Origin of the sequence: Enterobacter genomosp. O (assembly GCF_001022965.1) — a bacterium.
Classification (GTDB): Bacteria; Pseudomonadota; Gammaproteobacteria; order Enterobacterales; family Enterobacteriaceae; genus Enterobacter; species Enterobacter cloacae_L.
Genome location: NZ_LECZ01000024.1, coordinates 365093 through 390277, shown reverse-complemented (window position 1 = coordinate 390277; position 25185 = coordinate 365093). Strand labels below are relative to the sequence as shown.

General features: G+C 57.6%; 19 protein-coding genes. 6 read left to right on the top strand and 13 right to left on the bottom strand.

Features of this window, described 5'->3' with window-relative positions; all coding sequences use genetic code 11:
• The first annotated feature begins 65 nt into the window (after nucleotides 1-65).
• Nucleotides 66-761, top strand: coding sequence for an esterase (ypfH, locus tag ABR39_RS09360; protein WP_039263710.1), 696 nt, complete (start codon nucleotides 66-68; stop codon nucleotides 759-761).
• A 38-nt stretch (nucleotides 762-799) separates the two neighbouring features.
• Here ypfH and ABR39_RS09355 read toward each other — a convergent pair whose 3' ends face one another.
• The 3 genes from ABR39_RS09355 to ABR39_RS09345 are packed head-to-tail and all read right to left on the bottom strand — an operon-like array spanning nucleotide 800 to nucleotide 2509.
• The gene (locus tag ABR39_RS09355) at nucleotides 800-997 is read right to left on the bottom strand and encodes a YpfN family protein (RefSeq protein WP_047346706.1); all 198 of its coding nucleotides are present in this window, start codon (nucleotides 995-997) and stop codon (nucleotides 800-802) included.
• Nucleotides 998-1021: 24 nt separating this feature from the next.
• Complete coding sequence (gene dapE, locus ABR39_RS09350) at nucleotides 1022-2149, bottom strand: succinyl-diaminopimelate desuccinylase (RefSeq protein WP_047346705.1); 1128 nt, start codon at nucleotides 2147-2149, stop codon at nucleotides 1022-1024.
• Between the two features lie 3 nt (nucleotides 2150-2152).
• Nucleotides 2153-2509: an ArsC family reductase gene (locus ABR39_RS09345; RefSeq protein WP_047346704.1), complete on the bottom strand. Its 357-nt coding sequence runs from the start codon at nucleotides 2507-2509 to the stop codon at nucleotides 2153-2155.
• A 387-nt stretch (nucleotides 2510-2896) separates the two neighbouring features.
• Here ABR39_RS09345 and ypfM point away from each other — a divergent pair, with 387 nt between their 5' ends.
• On the top strand, nucleotides 2897-2956 hold the full coding sequence (gene ypfM / locus ABR39_RS25640; protein WP_015572204.1) for a protein YpfM: 60 nt from the start codon (nucleotides 2897-2899) through the stop codon (nucleotides 2954-2956).
• Nucleotides 2957-3065: 109 nt separating this feature from the next.
• Here ypfM and acrD read toward each other — a convergent pair whose 3' ends face one another.
• Both acrD and narQ read right to left on the bottom strand, forming a co-directional pair.
• Entirely contained in the window at nucleotides 3066-6179 is a 3114-nt protein-coding gene (gene acrD, locus ABR39_RS09340) for a multidrug efflux RND transporter permease AcrD (RefSeq protein ID WP_047346703.1), read from the bottom strand.
• Nucleotides 6180-6321: 142 nt separating this feature from the next.
• Nucleotides 6322-8016: a nitrate/nitrite two-component system sensor histidine kinase NarQ gene (narQ, locus tag ABR39_RS09335; protein ID WP_047346807.1), complete on the bottom strand. Its 1695-nt coding sequence runs from the start codon at nucleotides 8014-8016 to the stop codon at nucleotides 6322-6324.
• Nucleotides 8017-8168: 152 nt separating this feature from the next.
• On the opposite strand from narQ, the gene aegA reads away from it, so the two are divergent.
• The 3 genes from aegA (at nucleotide 8169) to ABR39_RS09320 (ending at nucleotide 11950) form a co-directional block, all read left to right on the top strand.
• Nucleotides 8169-10145 (top strand): formate-dependent uric acid utilization protein AegA, encoded by a 1977-nt coding sequence (gene aegA / locus ABR39_RS09330; RefSeq protein ID WP_047346702.1) that lies wholly within the window; start codon nucleotides 8169-8171, stop codon nucleotides 10143-10145.
• 66 nt (nucleotides 10146-10211) lie between these two features.
• On the top strand, nucleotides 10212-10805 hold the full coding sequence (nudK, locus tag ABR39_RS09325) for a GDP-mannose pyrophosphatase NudK (RefSeq protein WP_047346701.1): 594 nt from the start codon (nucleotides 10212-10214) through the stop codon (nucleotides 10803-10805).
• Nucleotides 10806-10906: 101 nt separating this feature from the next.
• Nucleotides 10907-11950: a DUF1176 domain-containing protein gene (locus ABR39_RS09320; protein WP_047346700.1), complete on the top strand. Its 1044-nt coding sequence runs from the start codon at nucleotides 10907-10909 to the stop codon at nucleotides 11948-11950.
• A gap of 89 nt (nucleotides 11951-12039) precedes the next feature.
• Here the strand turns inward: ABR39_RS09320 and ygjK are convergent, their stop codons facing one another.
• From ygjK to ebgR, 6 genes are all read right to left on the bottom strand, one after another.
• On the bottom strand, nucleotides 12040-14385 hold the full coding sequence (gene ygjK / locus ABR39_RS09315) for an alpha-glucosidase (RefSeq protein ID WP_047346699.1): 2346 nt from the start codon (nucleotides 14383-14385) through the stop codon (nucleotides 12040-12042).
• 13 nt (nucleotides 14386-14398) lie between these two features.
• A complete protein-coding gene (ygjJ, locus tag ABR39_RS09310) occupies nucleotides 14399-15457 on the bottom strand; it encodes a protein YgjJ (RefSeq protein ID WP_047346698.1) in 1059 nt (352 codons plus the stop codon).
• A 38-nt stretch (nucleotides 15458-15495) separates the two neighbouring features.
• Nucleotides 15496-16932: an amino acid permease gene (locus tag ABR39_RS09305; protein ID WP_047346697.1), complete on the bottom strand. Its 1437-nt coding sequence runs from the start codon at nucleotides 16930-16932 to the stop codon at nucleotides 15496-15498.
• 53 nt (nucleotides 16933-16985) lie between these two features.
• A complete protein-coding gene (locus ABR39_RS09300; protein ID WP_047346696.1) occupies nucleotides 16986-17435 on the bottom strand; it encodes a beta-galactosidase subunit beta in 450 nt (149 codons plus the stop codon).
• On the bottom strand, nucleotides 17432-20515 hold the full coding sequence (ebgA, locus tag ABR39_RS09295; RefSeq protein WP_047346695.1) for a beta-galactosidase subunit alpha: 3084 nt from the start codon (nucleotides 20513-20515) through the stop codon (nucleotides 17432-17434). The genes ABR39_RS09300 and ebgA overlap by 4 nt, the downstream gene beginning before the upstream one ends.
• A 145-nt stretch (nucleotides 20516-20660) precedes the next feature.
• Entirely contained in the window at nucleotides 20661-21644 is a 984-nt protein-coding gene (gene ebgR / locus ABR39_RS09290) for a transcriptional regulator EbgR (RefSeq protein WP_047346694.1), read from the bottom strand.
• Between the two features lie 138 nt (nucleotides 21645-21782).
• Here ebgR and ABR39_RS09285 point away from each other — a divergent pair, with 138 nt between their 5' ends.
• Nucleotides 21783-22115, top strand: coding sequence for a tRNA-binding protein (locus ABR39_RS09285; protein ID WP_047346693.1), 333 nt, complete (start codon nucleotides 21783-21785; stop codon nucleotides 22113-22115).
• A gap of 70 nt (nucleotides 22116-22185) precedes the next feature.
• Here ABR39_RS09285 and tkt read toward each other — a convergent pair whose 3' ends face one another.
• Both tkt and tal read right to left on the bottom strand, forming a co-directional pair.
• A complete protein-coding gene (gene tkt / locus ABR39_RS09280; protein ID WP_047346692.1) occupies nucleotides 22186-24174 on the bottom strand; it encodes a transketolase in 1989 nt (662 codons plus the stop codon).
• A 19-nt stretch (nucleotides 24175-24193) separates the two neighbouring features.
• Nucleotides 24194-25144 carry a transaldolase gene (gene tal / locus ABR39_RS09275; RefSeq protein ID WP_047346691.1) on the bottom strand — a complete coding sequence of 317 codons (951 nt, stop codon included), beginning with the start codon at nucleotides 25142-25144 and terminating at the stop codon, nucleotides 24194-24196.
• Between the last annotated feature and the right edge of the window lie 41 nt (nucleotides 25145-25185).

Here is a 25185-nt window from a genome sequence, read left to right as displayed (position 1 = left end):
GTAAAGTGGCATGGTCATTCCCGTCGCGAGGCGTAGAATCCAGGTCATCTATTAAGGAGACCACCATGAAACACGACCATTTTGTTGTTCAAAGCCCTGACAAACCGGCTAAACAGTTACTGCTTCTGTTTCATGGCGTTGGCGATAATGCCGTCAATATGGGTCAGATTGGCAGCTGGTTTGCGCCTGTTTTTCCGGAGGCATTGATTGTCAGCATCGGTGGCGTCGAGCCATGTGGTCCTAACGGACGGCAGTGGTTCTCTGTTCAGGGCGTGACGGAAGAGAACCGTCAGGCGCGTATTGATGCCATCATGCCCACGTTTATCGACATTGTCCGCTACTGGCAGCAGCAGAGCGGCGTGGGTGCCGACGCAACCGCGCTGATTGGCTTCTCGCAGGGGTCAATCATGTCGCTGGAAAGCGTAAAAGCGCAGCCGGGTCTGGCTTCGCGGGTGATCGCATTTAACGGCCGTTTTGCGACGCTGCCGACCAGCGCGACCACGCAGACGACCATCCACCTCATCCACGGTGGTGAAGACCGGGTGATTGAACTCTCGCATGCGGTTGCCGCACAGGAAGCGCTGATTCGCGAAGGTGGGGATGTGACGCTGGATATCGTTGACGAGTTGGGCCACGCGATTGACGACCGTAGCATGCAGTTTGCGCTCGATCGTTTGCGCTATACCGTACCGAAGCACTACTTTGATGAAGCGCTCAGCGGCGGCAAGCCGGATAACGATGATATTGTAGAGTTTATGTGAGGTTTCCCCCTCTCCCAGGGAGAGGGGAAACAGAACGATTACTTCTTCTGATCCTTCTTCGGCCAGTCGTCGTCATCGTCCCACTTGTTGTTAAAATCACGGTGCGGGGGAAGATCCGGTTTGTTGGCGAGAAATTTTTTATGGTCAACGCGCTTAAGATCTTTAATCACGTTGAGCAATACGCCGACCAGAAAAACTAACACCAGAATCCACCAGTACTTTGAAAGCCAGTCCATTCGCTATTCCTCTCAGAGCGTTCGTCAGGCGACGAGTTGCTCCATAATGCGTTGATACATACGGGCCAGCAGTTGCAAATCTGCCGCATTGACACACTCATTTATTTTATGAATGGTTGCGTTCACTGGACCCAGTTCGACAACCTGGGCACCCATGCGGGCGATAAAGCGTCCGTCTGAGGTGCCACCCGTTGTCAGCAGCTGTGGCTTAATTTCATTATAGTGCTCGATGGCGTTCACCACCGCATCCACCAGTTTGCCGCGCTGCGTCAGGAACGGCTGGCCGGAAAGCCACCAGTCCACGGTGTAGCGCAGGTTATATTTTTCCAGCAGGGCGACAACGCGCGCCTTGATCGTCTCATCGGTCAGTTCAGTGCTGAAGCGGAAGTTGAACTGGACGAAATAATCTCCCGGGATAACGTTATTGCTACCGGTCCCGGCCTTGACGTTCGCAATCTGCATGCTGGTCGGCGGGAAGAACTCGTTGCCTTTATCCCACTCAATCTCTACCAGTTCGCTCAGCATCGGTGCCGCGCGATGGACCGGGTTATCGGCCAGATGCGGGTAAGCAACGTGCCCCTGAACGCCGTGAATGGTCAGGTTACAGGTCAGCGAGCCGCGACGCCCGTTTTTGACGACATCCCCCACCACTTCGGTACTGGACGGCTCGCCGACCAGGCAGTAGTCGAGACGCTCGTTGCGGGCCATCAGCGCCTCAACGACCTTCACGGTACCGTTATGGGCGCTGGCTTCTTCGTCGGAGGTGATTAAAAACGCGAGACGGTTTTTGTGGTTCGGGTGCTGAGCAACAAAGCGCTCTGCCGCCACCACCATTGCCGCCAGAGAGCCTTTCATGTCTGCCGCACCGCGACCAAACAGCATGCCATCGCGGATGGTCGGTTCAAACGGCGGGTTAATCCAGCGGTCTGCGTCACCGGCGGGAACGACATCAGTGTGTCCGGCAAAGGCCAGCGTTTCACCCTGGCCGCGCCACGCCCAGAAGTTCTGGGTATCGCCAAAATCCATGCGTTCCACGGTAAAACCGATGGCGCGCAGGCGCTCAATCATTAATGCCTGACAACCTGCGTCGTCCGGGCTAAGGGAAGGACGGCGAATAAGCTGCTGAGTCAGCTCAATGACCGGGCATGACATAGACTACACCTCAACGAAAAAGTCTGAATAAAGGGTTTCACTGAAACCCAGCAGCATAGGCTGCCCTGGCGCGCAGAGCAATGGGCGTTTGATGATTGCCGGCATTTCCAGCATCAGTTTTGCCGCGCTGTCGGCATCTTTGATGCTGGCGCGCAGCGCTTCGTCCAGTTTACGCCAGGTGGTGCCGCGCGTGTTCAGCAGTGCTTCCCACCCCAGTTCGCCGATCGCGTTATGCAGAAATTCTGCATCAAGCCCATCGGCTCGGTAATCGTGGAAACGGTACTCTACGTTGTTTGCTTCCAGCCAGCGGCGGGCTTTTTTGATGGTGTCGCAATTTTTAATGCCGTACATCACAACCATGGTGAATCCTTTTGACCTAATGATGATTAAATGTTCAGTAAATTCGAAGATATATCCTTAAGCGGAATATAACACATTCAGGAATCGTCTGGATTTACACTTCTTCTTAATTCAACTCACAACTGTACGCTGAATATTCTTTCATCCTTTAAGCATAGATGTCCATAAACTTTAAAATGCTAATAAACTCAGCCAATAAAATAAAACTCATCTGCTCGCAGGGTTATTTCAAAATATTGCTGGCCGTCACAAAAAATTGAGGGCTATCCGTTCATATTTATCATAAATCCCCGTAGGACATGGGGTACAATCACAGCAATTGGTTAAATAGTCTTCACAATGATGGTCCGTTTTTGTAGAATGCGCATAATAATAAGAGAGGGTATTATGATTGAACGTGAACTGGGGAACTGGAAAGATTTTATCGAAGGCATGCTTCGTAAATGACATTCAGTAAGAATTGCAAGAGCACTAAAATAAGTAAAATAATCATAGTGTGAATTAATCACACAATAAAAAGGCGGCCGATAAAGCCGCCTTTTTTTATTTCAATCACTTACTCCGTGCGTTCCTTTAGCGGGAAGCGGCGACGCACCAGCACAAAGAACAGCGGAACGAAATAAATGGCAAGGATAGTGGCGGAAATCATGCCGCCCATGACCCCGGTCCCTACAGCATGCTGGCTGCTGGAGCCTGCGCCGGTGCTGGTTGCCATCGGCAGCACGCCGAAAACGAACGCCAGCGACGTCATCAGGATCGGGCGTAAGCGCTGACGGCAGGCGTGCAGCGTGGCGGCCATCAGCTCGTGGCCTTTGGCATTCATCTCGTTGGCAAACTCAACGATCAGAATGGCGTTTTTCGCCGACAGCCCAATCACCGTGAGCAGCCCGACCTGGAAGTAGACATCGTTCTCCAGACCGCGCATCCAGGTCGCGAGCAGTGCACCGATGACGCCAAGGGGCACGACCAGCATGACCGAGAACGGGACTGACCAGCTTTCATACAGTGCGGCAAGGCAGAGGAAGACTACCAGCAGCGAGAGCGCGTAAAGCGCGGGAGCCTGCGCTCCGGAGAGACGCTCCTGGTAAGACATGGCCGTCCACTCCAGGCCAAAACCGGCGGGCAGCTGCTGCACCAGTTTTTCCATGGTGTCCATGGCGGTACCGGTACTGACGCCCGGAGCGGCTTCACCAACGATTTCAACCGCGGAATAGCCGTTATAGCGCTCCAGACGCGGCGAACCGCTCTCCCAGTGCGAGTTGGCAAAGGCGGAGAAGGGCACCATGCCGCCGACATTATTCCTGACAAACCAGCGGTTAATATCATCCGGCAGCATGCGGAACGGCGCGGCGGACTGTACATACACTTTTTTCACGCGACCGCGATCCATAAAGTCATTCACATAGCTCGAGCCCCACGCGGTTTGCAGGGTGTCATTGATATCGTTGATCGACACGCCCAGCGCCTGCGCCTTACGCTGATCGATATCCACCTGCAGCTGCGGGCTGTCATCCAGACCGTTGTGGCGAACGCGCGTCAGCCCGGCATCTTTACCCGCCAGATCTAACAGCTTGTCGCGCGCCGCCATTAGCGCCGTATGGCCCGCACCGGCGTGATCCTGCAGCTCCATATCAAAGCCGGCAGAACTGCCCAGACCGCTTATTGCCGGCGGGCTGCTGGCAAAGACGCGCGCTTCTTTGATATGCGCAAAGGCTTTCGTCGCGCGCTCAATGATGGCAAACGATGTTCCCGTTTTCGTGTCGCGCTCGTCCCAGTCCTTCAGGCGGACGAACATGCGTGCGACGTTCTGCCCGTTGCCGCCCGGGCCGGAGCCGACGGTGGAGAAGACGGAAACAACGTTATCTTTCTCTTTGGTGAAGAAGTACTGCTCCACCTTCTGCACCACTTTCAGCGTCTGCTGCTGCGTTGCGCCGCTCGGGAGCTGCACCGAGGTTGTGAACATTCCCCGGTCCTCCATCGGCAGGAACGAGGTGGGCAGATGCATAAACAGCCAGACCATGCCGCCCAGCAGCACAACGTAAACCATCATCCAGCGCAGGCTGCGGTGCAGCACGCCGCCGACGGCAGATTCATACCGCGCGGCATTGCGGTTAAACATCCGGTTAAACCAGCCGAAGAACCCTTTCTGGCCGTGTTGCTCGCCTTTGTGCAGCGGTTTCAGAATGGTGGCGCAGAGTGCGGGAGTGAGGATCAGCGCCACCAGCACGGAGAGCACCATTGCCGAGACGATCGTGATGGAGAACTGACGGTAAATCGCCCCTGTTGTGCCGCCAAAGAAGGCCATCGGGATAAAGACGGCCGACAGCACCATCGCAATACCGACTAGCGCCCCCTGAATTTGCCCCATGGATTTGCGCGTCGCCTGGCGCGGGGAAAGGCCCTCTTCGCTCATGATGCGCTCGACGTTTTCGACCACCACGATGGCATCATCCACCAGAAGGCCAATCGCCAGCACCATCGCAAACATCGTCAGGGTATTAATGCTGTATCCGAACGCGTACAGCACCGCAAAGGTCCCCAGCAGCACCACCGGGACGGCAATGGTTGGGATCAGCGTTGCGCGGAAGTTTTGCAGGAACAGGTACATGACCAGGAACACCAGCGCAATGGCTTCCAGCAGGGTCTTTACCACATCCTCAATCGATGCTTTAACGAAGGAGGTGGTTTCATAGGCGACTTTGTACTCCAGCCCGTGCGGGAAATACTGCGACAGCTCGTCCAGACGGTCCAGCACCAGTTTCGCCGTGGCCATTTCGTTCGCGCCGGAGGCCAGCTTAACCCCCAGACCGGAGGCCTGATTGCCGTTAAAGCGGCTCAGATAGTCGTATTTCTCTGCACCCATTTCCACCGTGGCGACATCGCCCAGGCGCACTTCCGACCCGTCCTGATTCACGCGCAGGGTGATGTTGCGGAACTGGTCCGGCGTCTGCAGCAGCGATTGTGAATTGATGGTGGCATTCAGGGCCTGCTTATCGACGGACGGCGTTCCCCCCAGCTGCCCTACGGCAATCTGGGCGTTCTGGGCCTTGATGGCATCCGTTACGTCTGTTGCCGTCATCTGGACGCTGTTGAGCTTGTTGGGATCGAGCCAGATGCGCATTGAGTACTGTGAGCCGTAAGCGTCGATATCCCCCACGCCGTTAATACGGCTGATGGGATCCTGAATATTACTGGCGACGTAGTCCGCAATGTCCTGTTTATCCATCGAGCCATCTGTCGAGACAAACGCGATGGTCAAAATATTGGTATCACCGGTTTTACGCACGGTCACACCCTGGTTCTGTACCGCCTGGGGCAGCTTGCGCATGGCCGACTGCAGCTGGTTTTGTACCTGCTGCACCGCTTCGTCCGGGTCGGTGCCCGCCTTGAAGCTCAGGGTCACCGTCGCCTGGCCCGTGGCGCTACTCTGCGAGGACATGTACATCAGGTTATCCAGACCCGTCATGTTCTGCTCGATAACCTGCGTCACGGTGTTTTCCAGCGTTTGTGCGGAAGCGCCGGGGTAGTTTGCGGTGACGCGCACGTTCGGCGGTGCCAGATCGGGGTATTGCTCAACGGGAAGTGACGTAATCGCCAGGACGCCTGTCAGGCACAACAGGATGGCAAGCACCCAGGCAAAAATGGGGCGATCGATAAAAAAATTCGCCATGAAAAAGTGACCTCGTTTTGCTGCACGTCATTATTGTTTATTGCCCGCATAACTTTAGCGGTAAGGCCCAGGTCAAACGTGGAGAAATAAAGGAGATAATGTAAATTATCATGCGCTTTTCCCTGCGCTTCCTCCTTTACCGTTATTTACCCGCGGGTGCCTCAGGTACGGGGAATGTGACGCTGACCAGCGTGCCGCCGTTTTGCGGCTGTGAAAAATGCAGCGCTCCCCCAAGCCGTTGCGCGCGTTCACGCATAATGTTCAGGCCGTAATGCCCCGGCGGCTCGCTGGCCTCGCCAATCCCGATGCCGTTGTCACGAATGCTTACGCAGTGCGTACCGTCTGCTGCCGTTACGCAGCTCACTGCAATCTCAGTGGCCTGCGCGTGCTTAATGGCATTCAGCACGGCCTCACGTACGATCTGTAAAAGATGCACCTGCTTTTGCGCGTCGAGCGCCAGCGAGGAGAGGCGGCAGTCGAGATGCAGCTTAGCCTGCGTCTGGCTCTGCAGTGCGTCGAGGGACTCCTGCAGCGCCGCGGGTAAATTCGCGTGGTTCAGCGTGAGGCGGAAGGTGGTGAGCAGCTCGCGCAGCTGTTGCCAGGCGTTGTTAAGCTCGCGGGAGAAGTCGGTGATGATGGTCTGCGCCGGGGCGTTTTCCTCCGGCACGGCGCGCTTAAGCAGGGCAAGCTGAATGCGCAGATACGACAGCACCTGCGCCAGCGAATCATGCAGCTCGCGAGCGATGGTGGCGCGTTCTTCCATTAGCAGCAGCTGCTGGTAATGCTTCTGTGCCTGGTTAAAGTACAGCCCGCGCCCGAGCATGGTTGCCACGCTTCGCATCAGCGGGAGGGGAACGCTGTCCGTCTCGCTTTGCCAGCGCAGCTCGCCGTAAAGGGTATCCTGCATCAATACCGGCAGATTTTGCAGCGGGAGGCCGCGTGACTCCGTCCCTTCACACACCCGCCAGTCGTCGCTGGTGCGCAGCTCCAGATAACTCATCTGCGTATAGTCATGGACAATTTGCAGGATATGCCGGAAGCAGTGGCTGTCTATCTGGCCGGTATTCAGCGCCTGAGAGCATTTGAACAGCATGTCGAGCTGCTGGTGGGCGTCATGCAAATGCCGCGTCTTTTCCGCAACAGAGGCTTCAAGCGAGTGGTAGAGCGTGGCTAACTCGGCGGACATGTGGTTAAAGGCGCGCGAGAGCTGGCCCAGCTCGTTCGGCAGGGCGGTATCCGGCGCAGGGGTCGCAAACTCGCCTCGCTCAATTCGCTCGCTGGCCGCCACCAGATTGTTCAGCGGCAATACCACCTGGCGACGGATGCGCCGCAGGGTAAACAGCGTCAGCAGCAGGATCCCAAGCGCGCCCGCCAGCGAGAGCAGGGTGACCGTCTGAATTTTATGTTCGGTGTAGTGCTGCAGGGCAAGCACGAAGGCATCAATGCGGCCGACAAAATCCCCAATGTGGCCTTGATACCACGCGCTGTCGCCGCGGGCGATGCGCGTGTCCATCTCCAGCCAGGCCACGTGCAGCTGCTGATAGCGTGCTTTCACGTTGTCCGGAACGTACCAGCGGTTCAGCTTCTGCAGGGCAGGCGCGCTCAGCGTCTGTTGCCAGTTCTCGCGATGCGCGGCAAGGGAAGGGCTGTTGCGCTGCATCTCGTAGCCCAGGCGATAGCTCTGCATGCGCAGTGAGCCCGCGATGTTAATGGCTTCGGCGTCACGCTGGCTGCTGGCAAGCGTCAGCAGCGCGACGGTGCTGGTCAGCACGGATAAGACGATGATCGAAAAGAAAGCCCAGGCAAGGCTTCCGGAAACGGGTCGTTTAACGGTCACAGAACGGCTCTCTGAATAAAATTGATCTGCCACAGGTTCACTGGAAATAATTGGGCATCCTGGGCATTTGAACATTGCCCGATCGCGCCGTGATGCGTAAATACCATATTCATACAAAGAATAAGGTTATTGAACCAAAAACAGGTGTGGATATGAATCGTTTTATTATGGCTGACAGCCAGCAATGCATTGGGTGTCGCGCCTGCGAAGTGGCCTGCGTGATGGCGCACAACGGTGAGCAGCACGTCCTGAGCGAGCGCCATTTTCATCCCCGTATTACGGTCCTGCGAGCCGGCGAGAAGCGAAGCCCCGTCACCTGCCATCACTGCGAAAACGCGCCCTGCGCGCAAAGCTGCCCGAACGGCGCCATCAGTAAATGCGATGACAGCGTACAGGTGAATCAACAAAAATGCATCGGCTGTAAGGCCTGCGCGGTGGCCTGCCCGTTTGGCACGATGGAAATTATCGTCACCCCGCTCGGCAGCGGCGGCGTGAAGGCCTCGGCGAACAAATGCGATCTCTGCCAGACGCGACCAAACGGCCCGGCCTGTATCGAAAACTGCCCGGCAGACGTCCTCTCCCTGGCGACGCCCGCTCTCCTGGATAATCTGGCGAAATCGCGCCGACAGCGCGCTGCCAGCCTGGAGGCGCGGCCCTGGCATGCGGAGGCCGTCAGAGTGGACGTCCCGCGCACTAAGCTGCAGCAGATGCAAACAACCCCGCCACGCGGCGAGCCCGACAAGCTGGCTGGCGCAGAGCGCGTGGGCCATTTTAACGAAATCTACCTGCCGTTTCGGGCCGAGCAGGCCGCCCGCGAGGCGTCGCGCTGCCTGACGTGCGGCGAGCACAGCATTTGCGAATGGACCTGCCCGCTGCATAACCACATCCCGCAGTGGATTGAGCGCCTCAGCGCGGGGGACATTGCCGGCGCGGTCGAGCTTTCTCATCAGACTAACTGTTTACCTGAAATTACCGGCCGCGTCTGTCCGCAGGACCGTTTATGCGAAGGGGCCTGCACAATCCGTGACGAGGCGGGATCCGTGACCATCGGTAACATCGAGCGCTATATCGCCGAACGGGCGCTGGCGATGGGCTGGCGCCCGGACATGTCCACCATCACGCCGTCAGGTAAGCGTGTCGCGATTGTCGGCGCGGGGCCTGCCGGGCTGGCGTGCGCCGACGTGCTGGCGCGCAGCGGCGTGAGCGTGACGGTCTACGATCGGCACCCGGAAATCGGCGGGTTGCTGACCTTTGGCATCCCGGCGTTCAAGCTGGACAAATCGCTGCTCGCGCGGCGCAGAGAGATATTCACCGCGATGGGGATCCGCTTTGAGCTGAACTGCGAGGTGGGGCAGGACGTGTCGATGTCACAGTTAAAGAACGAGTACGACGCCCTGTTTATTGGCGTGGGCACCTATCGCTCGATGAAGGCGGGTATCCCGCACGAAGACGCGCCAGGGGTTTACGACGCGCTGCCTTTCCTGGTGGGCAATACGCGGCATGTTATGGGGCTGGAGGAGTCGGCCAGCGAACCGTTCATCGACACCCGTGGCTTAAACGTGGTGGTGCTGGGCGGGGGCGATACCGCGATGGACTGCGTCCGCACCGCGTTACGCCACGGCGCGGCGAACGTCACCTGCGCCTATCGTCGGGATGAGGCCAATATGCCGGGGTCGAAGAAAGAGGTGAAGAACGCCAGAGAAGAGGGCGCGGCGTTTGAATTTAACGTCCAGCCGGTCGAGCTGACGCTGGATCCTGACGGAAAGGTCAACGGTATCCGGATGCTGCGTACCGAGCTCGGTGAGCCGGATGCGCAGGGGCGGCGGCGTCCCGTTCCGGTGGCGGGGAGCGAGTTTGTGATGGCCGCTGATGCGGTCATTATGGCGTTTGGTTTTAACCCGCACGCGATGTCGTGGCTGCAGGCGCAGGGCGTTAAAACGGACGAGCGCGGGCGGATTATTGCCTCGGTTGAGAGCCGCTACCGTTACCAGACGACCAACCCGCAAATCTTCGCCGGGGGTGATGCGGTACGCGGTGCGGATCTGGTGGTAACCGCCATGGCGGAAGGGCGGCATGCGGCGCAGGGGATACTCGACTGGCTGGGAGTCAGTGCGCCAGAACACCATTAAACCGGCGGGCGACAAAGCGGGATTCACGGCGTAGTATAGGGCGACTCATTATGTTGTGGAGCCCGTATGACCCTGAAAATTGACGTTATCAAAGACAAAATTCTCTCTGAAAACTACTTTGTCCTGCGTAACATCACCTACGATCTTACGCGTAATAACGGTGAAGTGATCCGCCACAAACGCGAGGTCTACGACCGCGGCAACGGGGCAACCATTTTGCTCTATAACCGTGAAAAGCAGAGCGTGGTGCTGATCCGTCAGTTCAGGGTGGCGACATGGGTTAATGGCAACCCTGACGGACGTCTGATTGAAACCTGCGCGGGCCTGCTCGATGACGATGAGCCGGAAGTTTGCATCCGCAAAGAGGCCGTCGAAGAAACCGGCTTCGAAGTGGGCGAGGTCAAAAAGGTCTTCGAGCTGTTTATGTCGCCCGGCGGCGTGACGGAAATCGTTCATTTCTTCATTGCGGAATACAGCGACGCGCAGCGCACCCACCGGGGCGGTGGCGTAGAGGATGAAGATATTGAAGTGCTGGAGCTTCCCTTTTCCCGGGCGCTGGAGATGATGCGTTCAGGCGAAATCAAAGATGGTAAGGCAGTGATACTACTGCAGTATTTACAGACGACCGGGTTGATGAATAGCGCTGTCGAACGGATATAGCGTGTTTTTCGGGTATATCTGATAAATCCGATTGAGCAACCCCGGCGGTAACACGAAGATACTGCCCAGTTAAGCGTTTTCGTTCCGGGATTGTGTCATTCATGCGCTACAGCGTCTTTTTATTTTCCCTGTTTTGCGTGCTTCTCGCGCCGCAGGTGCGGGCTGCGCCCGCGCAGCAAGCCTTCTCTGACTGGCAGGTGACCTGCAATAACCAGAACTTTTGCCTTGCGCGCAACACGGGCGAGCACCGCGGTCTGGTCATGACGCTTACCCGAAGCGCCGGGGCGAAAACGGATGCCACGCTGCGTATCGACCTCGGCGGACTTGAAACGCCCTCCGTCAAAGAGCCAGAGATAGTCCCCCGGCTGCTGCTGGATAACTCCCCTCTGAAGCTGGACAGACAGCACTGGCAGCTCACGCCCTGGCATCTTAAAACGGACGATGCGGCCACCATTACCGCTTTTCTGAAAAACATCCAGGAAGGGAAAGCCCTGACCCTGCGCGACGGCAAGCAGGTTATTTCCCTGAGCGGTCTGAAAGCGGCGCTGCTGTTCATTGATGCTCAGCAAAAACGCGTCGGCAGCGAAACCGCATGGATTAAAAAGGGTGACGATCCGCCATTAAGCGTGCCGCCCGCACCCGCCCTGAAAAAAGTGGCTGTCGTGAACCCCACCCCAACGCCGCTTTCCCACGCCGAACTGAACGACCTGCTGGACTATGGTACCGGACGGATGAACAGCAGCCAGTGCTCGCTGGATCCTAACCGCCGGGAAGTGCGCGTTACCGCGTTAACCGATGACAAAGCGCTGTTGATCGTCAGCTGCGAGGCGGGGGCCTATAACACGGTCGATCTGGCGTGGCTGGTATCACGTAAGAAACCCTTCTCTGCGCGCAGCGTCAGGCTGCGGCTGCCGTTTACGCCGTCAAGCGACAGCAGCGAAATGGAGTTAATGAACGCCAGCTTCGATGAGAAAACGCGCGAGCTGACCACGCTCGCGCTCGGGCGCGGTATGGGGGATTGCGGGATCCAGACGCGCTGGCGCTTTGACGGTCAGCGCTTCCGCCTGGTGCGTTATGCCGAAGAGCCCAGCTGTGATAGCTGGAACGGGCCAGATGCCTGGCCGACGCTGTGGATCACGCGCTAGCTTTTTGCCGGTTTACCCGGCCAGCAAGACATCCGAAACGTAGGCCGGGTAAGCGACAGCGCCACCCGGCAAAGCAGACCGCACTCTGGTTACTGTTTACGGAAAAAGTCGTTATACAGCATGTACAGATGCGCTGCGCTCCAGGAGAAGTTGGGAGCGCCTTGCTGCGCGCCGGTCAGCGGATTGTAGTTTTCCTGGATCGGGCCGTCGGACGTTAACCCCTTTGCGTGCTTAAAGAAGTTTTCAGCCAGCGTTTGTGCCTGTTCCCGATAGCCATAGCGTTCCATCCCTTTCAGGCCAAACCAGAACTGGTCGACCCAGACCCGCCCGCGCCAGTAGATATCCGGGCCAAATGCCGGGTTGGTTAGCGCGGCAGTTCCGAGCGGCACATACGTGTTGAACGCTTTCGGATCCAGCATCACCTTCACCACGGCATCAGCATGCTCCTGCGTTGCCGCACCGTTAAACAGCGGCGACCAGCCCTCCGGGCCTTTACCGCGCTCGACGATTGGTTTGCCTGCACATCCGTTGGCCAGCGGCTTATCCTCGATGCGAATGTCATAGTAAAAACCGCTTTTCGCGTCGAACATGCAGGTATTGATGTAGGTCGCGAGCTTATCCGCCAGCTGGCGGTAGCGGCTGGCCTCCTGCTCTTTACCCAGCAGGCTCGCCATCTGCGCCAGATAGTGGTTGTCGCTGTACATATAGCTCGCCTGGTCGACGGACTCCTGCAGCAGCGAATAGCCCAGTAGCCTGCCCTCTTTGTCGCGGTTTTCGGCAAACTTCACCGTCCAGTCGCTGCGCTTGCCGCCGTTTTCGACGTATTTATCCAGCTGGGCTTTATCGATAAAGCCGAAGACGGCGGCGTCATCGCGCCCGGATTCCCACGAGGCCGCAACCTGCGCCGGGATCTCAAGGCTGTCGTAATGGCCTTTATCGACCACACGGGCATAGTTGTTCAGGCCGGTAAGCGATTCTTCTTTATCGCCTTTTTTCACCGTAAAGAGCATCTCGCCGCTGGCGGTATTATGGGCTTTATCACGCGTTGCGCCGTACTCCGGCACGCCGTTGCCGTTATGGTCGCGGTTGCGCAGCCACCAGTCGTGGTAGGCCACCAGTTTAGGGTACATTTCCGCCAGCCAGGCCTTGTCCCGGGTGGTGTTGTACACCTCCATCACCGACCACGCGGCCAGGCTCGGCTTGGTATTGCGCTCGTTCCAGTTGCCGCCGTCGCCGCCGCGTTCCGGGCTCAGGTTCCAGGCGATGAGATCAGGCACAAAGCCGACATCCTGCGGACGCACCGGATCGTCGGGTTTGATTTGCCAGGAGAAGACCGCGCGAATGTTCTCTTTGGCGATTTCCGGGTTGAAATGCGACATGGCGAACGCCTGTTTCCAGGTATCCCACGGCCAGGTCTGGTTGCCGGAGAACCAGCGTCCGGTGACGGATGGCGTCACCGTGTTATAGCGCACCGCACCGCCCGGCGAACGCCAGTTGCCGTTCAGCGTTTCGATGGCTTTCACCGCCACGCGGGTTTGCTCGGGCGTCGCGTTTGGGTTGGTTAAGCCTTTTTGCAAATAGCCTTCCCATCGCCGCTGCGAGGCGGTTATATAGAAGGCCGGGCGCGCCAGAATATCGCGGATCTGCATCTGCTCGCGCTTCGCCTCATCGGCGTTGAGCAGATGGGAGTAGGTGGTGTACAGCGTGGTGCTGCCGGTAATATGCGCCCGGCTGGTAAAGCGATGCCCGTCGACGGCGGTCTCGACGGGGATGGATTTATGCACCTGATATTCGGAACTGCCGGAGGTCAGCAGATCCCAGGTTGAACGCACTTTACCAAAGGTCACCTTCAGGCCGTCACGCGTGGGAACCAGCCTGCGCTGGTAATCCGGATACGCGCCGTCGACAGTTTTATCCGACAGCGGCTTGCCCTCTTTGGCCTCCAGTTTCTCAAGCAGTTCGCCGTCCCACACCAGGTCGAGCGGTGCCTTGCTGGTGATGCGGGTCTCCAGCAGCGAGGTGCGCGCGGTGGCAAAGCGCAGCGTCATCGCGATCTGCACGTCTTTGGCGCTCAGCGTCTGCACCAGCGCGCCGGGAATGCTGTAGGCCTCAAGGGTAAAATCGACTTTTTTGCCGTTCCGATACACGCTCAGGCGATCGAAATTCGTCGCCATAAAGTTGATGTACTCTTCGGTGAGCAGCGCTACGCCGGGAAATCCTCCCTGAGTCTGCGGCCCGTCCGGCAGCAAATGCCCATGCCAGGCACCCAAATCGAAAAAGGGGTTAAAGCGCTGGTGGTCGTCATCGTCAAAATCGTGCATATACGCCGGTGCACCGGCGCGGTTGATGACGTTTTTAAAATCATCTGGAGCGGCGGCGTGGGCCGAAAAACTGAGAGCCAGCGCGCAGGCCAGCGGTGTAAGGCTGAGTTTCATGGGGAAGATCCTTTTACCAGTAAAAGTATTGCATCAGGAAGACCCGGTCGCTCGGGGCGCCGGAGGCATTTTTCATATAGAACCGGCTGTCGGCTGCGGTAGCAAAGCGCCCATCGCCGTACTCGTACCAGATACCGAACTGCATAAACGAGGTCGTTTCATCGGCAGCATTGTCCGGACGGTGCTTTGCATAGCTGTAAGCGGTGGAGAGATAAACGCCTTTTAACGCTTCAACCATGGCGCTGACCATATAGCCGGTCTCTGTGCCGGAGACATCCTTGCCGCTGGCCCGCCCGGTGTGATGCCAGGCGCGCGCCGCCAGGTTGGGCGACAGAATGCCGGTTAAAAAGAGCTGGCCGGTGCCGTCGGTGACCTCAAGCCCGTTCATCCAGGTGACGTCTTTGACGAGGTCGTACTGGATATAGCCGTTGGCCATCGCCGGATAGGTATACTTATCGTCATAGCGATCGTATTTACCAAAGTGCAGCCAGGCTTTGCTCTCGTCATGGTGCCCCGCAGGCGTCGCGGTAACGCTATAGCGCAGGTTCCCGGAGCGGTTCTGTACCTTTAGCGCATACATAATGTCGCGGGTGTTGGGGATCACGTAGCCCAGATCGGGCGTGAAATCTCCCCACCACTGCAGGTCATCGAGGGAGGAGTCCTGACGCAGGCTTAGCATGATTTCGGTATTGCCGTCAGTTTTGTAGCCGCCGTAAAAGCGGTTAAGCCCACCTTCGAATCCGCCCCAGCTGTGGTCGGGCACCCAGGCGTTGCCCTGATGGTCCGCCTGTACGGTCCAGCCCTCGCCGTAAATCAGACCGAACCAGTGCCCGTGCTTCATTTCCAGACCGCCCTCAATATAGGTGCCGTCACTGTATTTATGTTTATCCTGACCTTCTAAATCCATATATCCGCCAACCCCCAGTTCGCCATAAAAACGAAATGACGGAGAGGTGATTTCAGGCGTTTTGGTATCGTCGTGCTCTGCTGGCCGTGCCTCTTCTGCGGCAAATGACGGGCAGCAGAAGGAGAGGGCGGCCAGCGCCCAGAACGTTTTAGTTTTAATTGTCATACACTCATCCCAAAGAAAAAATATCCCTGCCTGCCGTATTACTGACTATTCGAGGCCGGTGATGCTTCAATATGCTGTTGTTCTTTTGATAATCCTCTGACGTATTTGCTGTATTTCCACCAGGCAAATCCGAGGAATAAAACAATGCCGCCGACGTTATAGAAAATAATCGTCAGAATATTGCCGCCGGTCGGGAAGGTTGAGGCCACAAAGCCGATGGCGAATATCACAATCAGCATCGACACCACCACCATGCCCGTGGTGCGTGAGCCCATTTTGAAATCGCGCGGGAGATGATCGAGCCTGCGACGCAGGTTCAGGTAAGCCAGCATGATAAACAGCGGCGGTAACATCGACGCGGCCGCGGTCATGTTAATCACGGTATTCATCAACTCCTGCGCGGTATTCGACCCCATGGTTGGGATAATCATTAACGGAATGACGATCAGATACTGGATCCACGCCGCCCGCGCCGGTACGCCGTTCTCGTTCAGCGCCACGGTTTTTGGCCCAAAAATGCCGCTCGGAATTTCAGAGAAGAAGATTTTGACCGGCGTTGCGGTCCACATCAGCAGCGAGCCGAACATCGCGGTAAAGGAGACCAGGCCGACAAAGCGGTTCATCAGCACTTCCGGCAGGCCAAACCACACCGCCAGGCCGTGGAATACCTGCACCGAGCCGCCGGTAAATTTCAGCTCTTTACTGCTGATGAAGACGTTAATCAGCACCGAGGAGATGGAGTAGAGCACGCCGATGAAAATCCCCGCCAGAATGATCACCTTCACGAAGGATTTTGAACCGCCCTTGACGTCGTTAACGTATACGGCAACGGACTCTGCGCCCCCGGCGGCCATGAATATCCAGGTGGTGATGCCGAGGAAGGCCCAGTTGAAGTTGGGGATCATCGCGTCAACGGTAATCGGGTCGGCTGGCTGCACGCCGCCCACCAGCGCCGCACCGGCCAGCAGAATATAGGAGAGGGTCAACAGCAGCATCAGCGTAGAGGTCACTGAGGTGATCGGCCCCAGCATTTTCGCCCCGTTGGTGGACACCCAGGTCGAGAAGGCGAACAGCACCATGCTCAGTACCGTGGTGGCGAACGGCGTGAGAATGTACTCATAGCCCAGAAAGGCGTAAGAGGCGTAGGCGATAACGCGCGGTAATAAAGACGTGAAGAAGAACAGGTTAACAAACCAGTAGGTATAGGCAGTAATAAACGCCCAGCGCCCGCCCAGCGAACTTTTCACCCAGGCGTACACCCCGGCTTCGGAGTTTTTATTCAGGGAGACGAACTCCGCGATAATTAAGCAGAAAGGAATAAAGTAGAACAGGGTGGCTAAAAAGAACATCGGCGCGGAGGCAAGCCCCAGCTCGATATTGTTGTTGATAACGTTGTTAAAACTGAATACGGCGGCAAACGTCAGCGACAGCAGGCCGAATTTGCCGATGGTATTACGCTTGGTAGTTTCAGACATAACATATCTCCGGGTACGAGGAGGGCGGTGCTTCATTGGCACCGCTGGATTTTTTATTTGTTATGGAAATAGCCGTCTTCGATGGTCACATAGAGGACGACTTTTTTTGCCGGCGTTTCGCTGATAAAGCGATACGCCTCGTGATTTTCACAAATCACGAGCTGTCCCTCGCGCACCTGTTCGGTTTGACCCACGCCTTTCAGGTATTCGCGGTCGGTTTCATCGCGGTAGCACTCCACAAGCTGAAGGGCGTCCTTTGCGGCGTACTCAATTTTCTGCGCGCCCTGCAGGTAGTAATGCACCTCGAAATAGCGGCGATGGCCAACGAACAGCGCGTCGGTGCTGGCATCGCAGGCCACGCGGTAGGCCAGCGAATCGCCAATCGAGTGGGCAACGCCGGGCTGGATGTGGTCGCTATTGTTGATGGCCTCTACGCAGCGCTGCCATTTACGGCCCGTGCGATAACGCTGCTGGAACTGCTCCAGGCTGTCGAGAACGATCATTTGTCTGCCTCGCTGTGTGAATTCATGGAAAAGAAACCGGTGCCGAACCGATGGCGCGCCAGCGTCTGCGCGGCGGTTTGTCCGCCTTCCAGCGGGAGCAGGGTGAAGCCGTAGCGGAACGGCCTGAACCAGACGCGCCAGGTGTCCAGCACTTCGCTTCCCCAGGAGTTGGAGCCTAAACCCAGGAGCTGATGGTCAAGGTTGAGGGTGATGTCATCGCAGCGACGCAGTTCGTTGCAGTGCTGCGCGGCGTGAATGTTCTCTGCCGTGTAGTGCCAGGCGCTGAAGTGAACAGGTTGCTCAGGCACCACCAGCAGGCCGCTGCCGCGACGGTTGGCGAGCGTAGCCCAGCGCACCTGCTGGCGGTTGCCGTTGTTCTGCGGGAACGGGTAGTTTTCAAACATCTCATCCACCGTGGTGTGCCACAGATCGATAGTGCTGGCCTGCTGGCTGTCCGGGTAGTTCTCACCGGGCCCGCGTCCGTAGTAGCTCACCTGATCGAATTCGCCGTTGATGCCGAGGGTAAAGCCGATGCACGGGATAATGTGCGGGTAATCGCCGTAGCGTTCACCGCTCAGCTCAACGTTAATTTGCCCGTCGGCGGCAATGCGCCAGCGATAGGTGCAGCGCATGCCAAAATCAAACACCGGCGGGGCAATCAGCGTGCGGGTGGTAATGATGACCGCATCGTCCTGCTGCTCGACCTCAAAACCGCGCAGGTGCTCCTGCATAATCTGCAGGTGGTTGGGTTGCCACAGCCCCTCATACTCCTGCTTGTGGTTATCAATCATCGGCTTGAAAAAGTTTATTTTCGGTTCACGGGTGAGGTTTTCCTCACCGTTAACCTGCCAGGAGCAGAGTTTCCCCGTCACTTTTGAAAAGCGTGCGTGGAAGTTATGTCCGGTCACGCTGCAGCTCAGACGGCCCTCTTCCAGCAGCAGCGGCGTCGCGTTGGCGTTAATAAACGGCGTGGCGTGATCCGTGCGCGCTTTTAGCGGGAACTGATACACCGCGATCTCGTGCCCGGCTTCGCTGTAGCGCGTGCGGCTGTTTTTGCTGATGCGAACGGTCAGGAACGTTTCACGCTCGTCGGGGGCGGGCAGGTCCAGAGGCATGCTGCGCGCGCTGTTGGGCCCGAGGCCTGTGATATGCAGCGGCTGGCTGTAAAGCGTTTCCCCTTCCGCACGCACCTCCACGAGCAGGGTGTAATCATCCAGCGTGGTAAACCAGAAGCGGTTTTCAACGTGCAGCTCGCCGTTCTGCCAGCGCAGCTTGACCGGGGCAATCACCTGCTTATATTCGCGCAGGCCGGGCCCTGGCGTTTGGTCTGAGTAGATCAGCCCGTCGAGGCAGAAGTTGTAATTATTCGGGTAGTCACCAAAGTCGCCGCCGTAGGCGTAATACGTATTGCCGCCGGCATCTGCCGCCTGAATACCGTGGTCGCACCACTCCCAGACGTAGTGGCCCTGAATGCAGTCGTGGCGATCGAATACGTGTTGATACTCCGTCAACCCGCCCGGGCCGTTGCCCATCGCATGGGCGTATTCGCAGATAATCCGCGGTTTGGCGTGGGGATATTCACCGAACAGATTCATCAGCGGCACGCGGGTGTACATGGTAGAGATGATATCGACCACCTCGGCGTCGCGATCTTCTTCGTAGTGCAGCAGGCGCGTGTCATCCAGCGCCTTTGCCGCCCGGGCCATAGCGCGGATATTACAGCCGTAGCCGGACTCGTTTCCAAGCGACCAGATGATGATTGACGGGTGGTTTTTCTGGGCGTGGATATGGCGCTCGATGCGCTCAACGTAAACGGGCTCCCACACCGGATCGTCCGTGATGCGGCTCAGATCGCCGACGTTGGCAAAGCCGTGAGATTCCACATCCGTTTCCGCCATCACGAACAGGCCGTAGATGTCGCACAGCTCGTAGAAGCGCGGGTCGTTAGGGTAATGGGCGGTGCGTACCGAGTTGATATTGTGCTGCTTCATCAGGATCAGGTCGCGCTCGACGCGATCCATCCCCACGGCGCGGCCCTTCAGGTGATCGTTATCGTGGCGGTTTACGCCGTGCAGCTTCAGGTAGCGGTTGTTCACGTAGAACAAGCCGTCGCGCACCTTGATGTCACGAAAACCGACGCGCTGCGGGATAACTTCCAGCACCTGTCCGTGCGCGTCTTTTAACGTCATTACCAGATGGTAGAGATAGGGCGATTCCGCAGACCACTGCTGAGGCCGTTTGACCTCTATGCTGAAGGCCGTTTCCGCGCTGCGGGTCACGGTCAGGCTGTCGGCCGTGCCCTGATGGAGCACCGCTTCGCCATCGTACAGAGCATACTCCAGCGACACGGCTGATGCCTGCGGGGCCAGGTTTTCCAGTTCTATCTGACAGAAGAGGGTGGCGTCCTGATACGCCTCATCGAAGGTGGTTCTGACGGTGAAATCGCGCACGTGAGCGGGATTTTTTCCGACCAGATAAACGTCGCGGAAAATGCCCGCCGTCCACCACATGTCCTGGTCTTCAATGTAGGTGGAGTCCGCCCACTGCATCACCCGCACGCACAGCAGGTTTTGCCCGCTATGCACCGCGTGGCTGATATCAAACTCGGCGGTCAGCCTGCTGCCTTTGCTAAAGCCAATGTACTGACCATTCACGTAGACTTCGAAATAGGTTTCGACGCCGTCAAACTTGATGAGGGTCTGCTTACCCTGCCAGCCGTCGGATAGCGTGAAGTGGCGCTGATACGCCCCGGTGGGGTTATCTGCGGGCACCCGGGGGACATCCACCGGGAAGGGGAAGCCTTCGTCGGTGTACTGCAGCTGGCCGTGGCCTTCCATCTGCCACATGGCCGGCACGGTAATGTCGTCCCAGCCGGTCAAGTACTCTGAGGTGAAGCTTTCCGGGACATACAGCGGATGCGTGAAGAAACGAAAATTCCACTGGCCGCTGAGTGATAAAAAGCGGCTGCTGGCTTCGCGGGCAAAGGTGCGAGCCTGCGCGACGGTATCATATGAGAAGAAGTACGCACGCGGCGGGAGCCGATTCTCGTGCGTGAGTTGAATATTTTCCCAGCGATTCATGCTATCTCCCTGTAGGGGTAAAACATCATTGCTGAGAAGTTTAGTAAAAATTTTACTAAATAAAATCAGTAAAACCGATTTGCTTTAACTCGATCACGAAATAAAAAAATGCCGGGCATGCCCGGCAGCGTGTTGGGAATGGGGATTAACGGGTCGTGCCGCGCAGCTTTAGCACGCTCGGGACGAAGACCTGCAGCGGCAGCGCCCGGCCGTCGCGGGATTTTTCCAGCAGCAGGTTAACGCCCTGGCTGCCCATCATTTCCGAGTGGATGCGCACGGTAGAGAGCGGGGGAAAGGTGAAGCGGGCGGTCGGAATATCGTTCACGCTGATGAGCGAAATGTCCTCGGGGATCGCCAGCCCTTTTTCATGGATAGCGCGCAATACGCCGATGGCTATCGAATCAGAGGCGACAAACAGCGCGTCAGGCCAGCTTGCTTGCGCCAGCATGGTTTTTGCCAGTTCATACCCGGACGAGCTGGAAAAACCGCCGCGCCAGATATCCTGTTCTGACACTACCCCTTTCAGGCGGCCATACTCCACGAAAGCGGCTTCGCGGATATCGGCTTTGCCGGGTTCATCTTCCCCGCCAATAAAGCCAATGCGCTTAACATTCTGATGAATAAAGAAATCCACGATCTGCTTGCTGATGCGCGAGAGGTCAATGTCGACGGAATCGTACCCGCTGCCGGGCTCGTGAAAATCGATAAAGCAGACGTTGTCCGTTAAGGCCATCGCGGTACGGCGAATCGCCGAGGAAGGCTTGCCAACGATCAGTACGCCGGTGAGTTTTTTAATCTCAGGCAGGGTGGCATTGGCGTAACAGTTGCTCAACTCGACGCCCAGTTTTTCACACTGCGTCTCAATGCCGTGGCGGATGGCAAGGTAGTAAGGGTCGTTAATCTCCAGCTCTTGCTGGTAGCTATAGAGCGCCAGAATGTGTTGCTGACCCACCGCAGCAGACTGCATTTTGCGCGACGTGCTGCTCTTATATTCCAGCTTTTCTGCAATCTCCAGAATGCGGTGTTTGGTCTCTTCTTTTACGTTCAACGTTGGGTCATCGTTTAAAACCCGGGATACCGTCGCCAGCGAAACGCCAGCCTCCGTCGCGATGTCTTTGAGCGTTGCCATGTTTGTCCTTATTCCCCCACGTGATAACCCATTGTAAAGGATGAATCAGGACATGCATCCGTTTTTAGTAAATATCCTGCCCATTGATTCCGGCAAATACCGTGCTAGTATTTAGTAAAATTTTACCAAGGAGAGAGCATGGAAACGGTAGCTTACGATGACTTTGCAAAGCTGGAGATCCGCGTGGGGACGATCGTGGACGTTAAGCGCCACGCTAACGCAGACAAACTCTATATCGCGCAGATTGATGTGGGCGGCAGAACGCTGCAAACCGTCACCAGCCTGGTGCCGTATTACCGGGAAGAGGAGTTGATGGGAAAAACGGTGGTGGTGCTGTGCAATCTGGCGAAAGCGAAGATGCGCGGCGAAACGTCTGAATGCATGTTGCTCTGCGCGGAAACCGATGACGCCAGCGAAAGCGTGTTGTTAACGCCGGAGCGGGCGATGGCGGCGGGTGTGCGGGTGGTATAAAAAAGGGTGGCAAAGCCACCCGATTTTTGTAGGCCCGGTAAGCGTAGAGCCACCGGGCACGCAGGCCGCACTAGATCACGCTCAACGCCTTCTCTACCACGTTCTCAACGGTAAAGCCGAAGTACGGGAACAGCTTGTCGGCAGGGGCGGACTCGCCGTAGCCCCGCATGCCAACAATCGCCCCCTTAAGCCCGACGTATTTGTACCAGTAGTCGGCAATACCGGCCTCCACCGCCACGCGCGCCGCGACGTTAGAGGGCAGCACCGATTCCCGGTACGCCTCGTCCTGAGCGTCAAAGATATCCGTCGACGGCAGGGACACCACGCGCACCGCGTGGCCTTCGGCGGTCAGTTTTTCCGCCGCTTTCACCGTGATTTCCACCTCAGAACCGGTCGCAATCAGGATCACGTCCGGCTTGCCGCCGCTGTCCTTCAGGATGTAGCCGCCGCGGGCGATATTTTTCACCTGCTCCGGCGTGCGCTCAATCTGCGCCAGGTTCTGGCGCGACAGAATTAATGCCGTTGGGCCATTGTGGCGCTCTACCGCCAGCTTCCAGCCGACCGCCGCTTCGACCTGATCGCACGGACGCCAGGTGCTGAAGTTTGGCGTCAGGCGCAGGCTCGCCAGCTGCTCAACCGCCTGGTGCGTCGGACCATCTTCCCCCAAACCGATGGAGTCATGGGTATAGACCATAATCTGGCGCGCCTTCATTAATGCCGCCATGCGCGCCGCGTTACGGGCGTACTCGACAAACATCAGGAAGGTGGCGGTGTAGGGCACGAAGCCGCCGTGATGGGCGATGCCGTTGGCAATGGCGGTCATCCCGAACTCACGCACGCCGTAGTGGATATAGTTCCCGGCAATGTCCTCCTTCAGCGATTTCGAGCCGGACCAGATGGTCAGGTTACTCGGTGCCAGATCCGCCGAGCCGCCCAGCAGTTCGGGCAGGATAGGGCCGATGGCATTCAGCGTGTTTTGCGAGGCCTTACGGGTGGCGATTTTCGCCGGGTTGGACTGCAGGTTTTCAATCAGCGCCTGGGTTTTATCGTCCCAGTCCTCCGGCAGGCCGCCGCTCATGCGGCGGGAAAACTCGGTGGCCAGCTCCGGATGCGCTTTTTTGTACGCGGCAAACTTCTCGTTCCAGGCCTGCTGCGCTTTTTCACCCGTTTCGCGGGCATCCCATGCCCTGTAGATCTCTTTCGGGATCTCAAACGGCGGATGTTTCCAGCCCAGCTTTTGCCGGGTCAGCGCCACTTCCTCTTCACCCAGCGCCGCGCCGTGCACCTCTTCTTTACCCGCCTTGTTCGGCGAGCCGAAGCCGATAGTCGTGCGGCAGATAATCAGTGACGGTTTGTCCTTCACGCTTTGCGCTTCCTGAATCGCTTTTTTCACGGCTTCAGGATCGTGACCGTCGATCTCATGCACCACGTGCCAGTGGTAGGCCTCGAAGCGTTTCGCCGTGTCGTCGGTAAACCAGCCCTCGGTTTCCCCGTCGATGGAGATGCCGTTGTGATCGTAAAAGCCGATCAGCTTGCCCAGCCCCAGCGTGCCCGCCAGCGAGCAGACCTCGTGGGAGATCCCCTCCATCAGGCAGCCGTCGCCCATAAACACGTAGGTGTAGTGATCGACAATCTCGTGGTCCGGCTGGTTGAACTGTGCCGCCAGCGTGCGCTCGGCAATCGCCAGCCCGACCGCGTTGGCCAGCCCCTGGCCGAGCGGCCCGGTGGTGGTTTCCACGCCTGGCGTATAGCCAATTTCCGGGTGACCCGGCGTTTTGGAGTGCAGCTGGCGGAAGTTTTTCAGCTCCTCAAGCGGCAGGTCGTAGCCGGAGAGATGCAGCAGGCTGTAGAGCAGCATTGAGGCGTGGCCGTTGGAGAGAATAAAACGGTCGCGATCGTACCATGTGGGGTCATTGGGGTTGTGCTTCAGGAAGTCGTTCCACAGCACTTCGGCAATATCAGCCATGCCCATTGGCGCGCCGGGGTGGCCGGAATTGGCTTTCTGCACGGCATCCATGCTGAGGGCGCGAATGGCATTGGCTAGCTCTTTACGGGACATAGTTCACTCCGTGGCAAGGTTAAAGTTTGGCGGCGAGAAGATCTTCAAGTTTGCGCTGGTCGACGGCGAACAGGCGGATACCTTCCGCCAGTTTTTCCACGGCCATGGCGTCCTGATTGTGCTCCCAGCGGAATTCGGCTTCGGTCATGGCTTTTGGTTTTGGCAGGACGGTAGAGGTGGGCACCAGCTTGCGGATCACCGTCTCTTCTTTGTCCTGCAGCTCTTTAAGCAGATTAGGGGAGATGGTCAGGCGGTCGCAGCCCGCGAGGGCGAGGATCTGCTCGGTACGGCGGAAGCTCGCCCCCATCACGATGGTTTCATAGCGGTGCTGCTTGTAATAGTCGTAGATATTGCGGACCGACTTCACGCCCGGGTCCTCATCCACCACGTACGGGTCCATCGGCTGTTTCGCCTGGTACCAGTCGTAGATGCGGCCGACAAACGGCGACACGAGGAATACGCCCGCCTCAGCGCAGGCGCGCGCCTGGGCAAACGAGAACAGCAGCGTCAGGTTGCAGTGGATCCCCTCTTTTTCCAGCACTTCCGCCGCGCGGATGCCTTCCCACGTCGAGGCGAGTTTGATCAGAATGCGTGATTTATCGATTCCCTGCTCCTGGTAGAGCTCAACCAGGCGACGGGCTTTGGTGATGCTCTTTTCTTTATCGAACGAGAGGCGGGCGTCCACTTCGGTTGAAACGCGCCCCGGGATGCTTTTCAGAATTTCCGCACCGAAATTAACCGCCAGCTTGCCGCTGGCTTCCGCGACCTGCTGCTCCTGCGTTTTCCCGCGCTGTTTACCGTAGGCAATGGCGTCATCAATCAGATGACTAAAGTGCGCAAGCCCGGCTGCCTTGAGCAGGAGCGACGGGTTGGTGGTCGCGTCCTCCGGCTGATAGTGGCGAATCGACTCGATATCGCCGCTGTCTGCGACCACGGTGGTGAATTGTTTGATGCCGTCTAGCTGGTTCATAAATAATTACTCCTTGGAAATAAAAGAGTTAGATGAGTGCG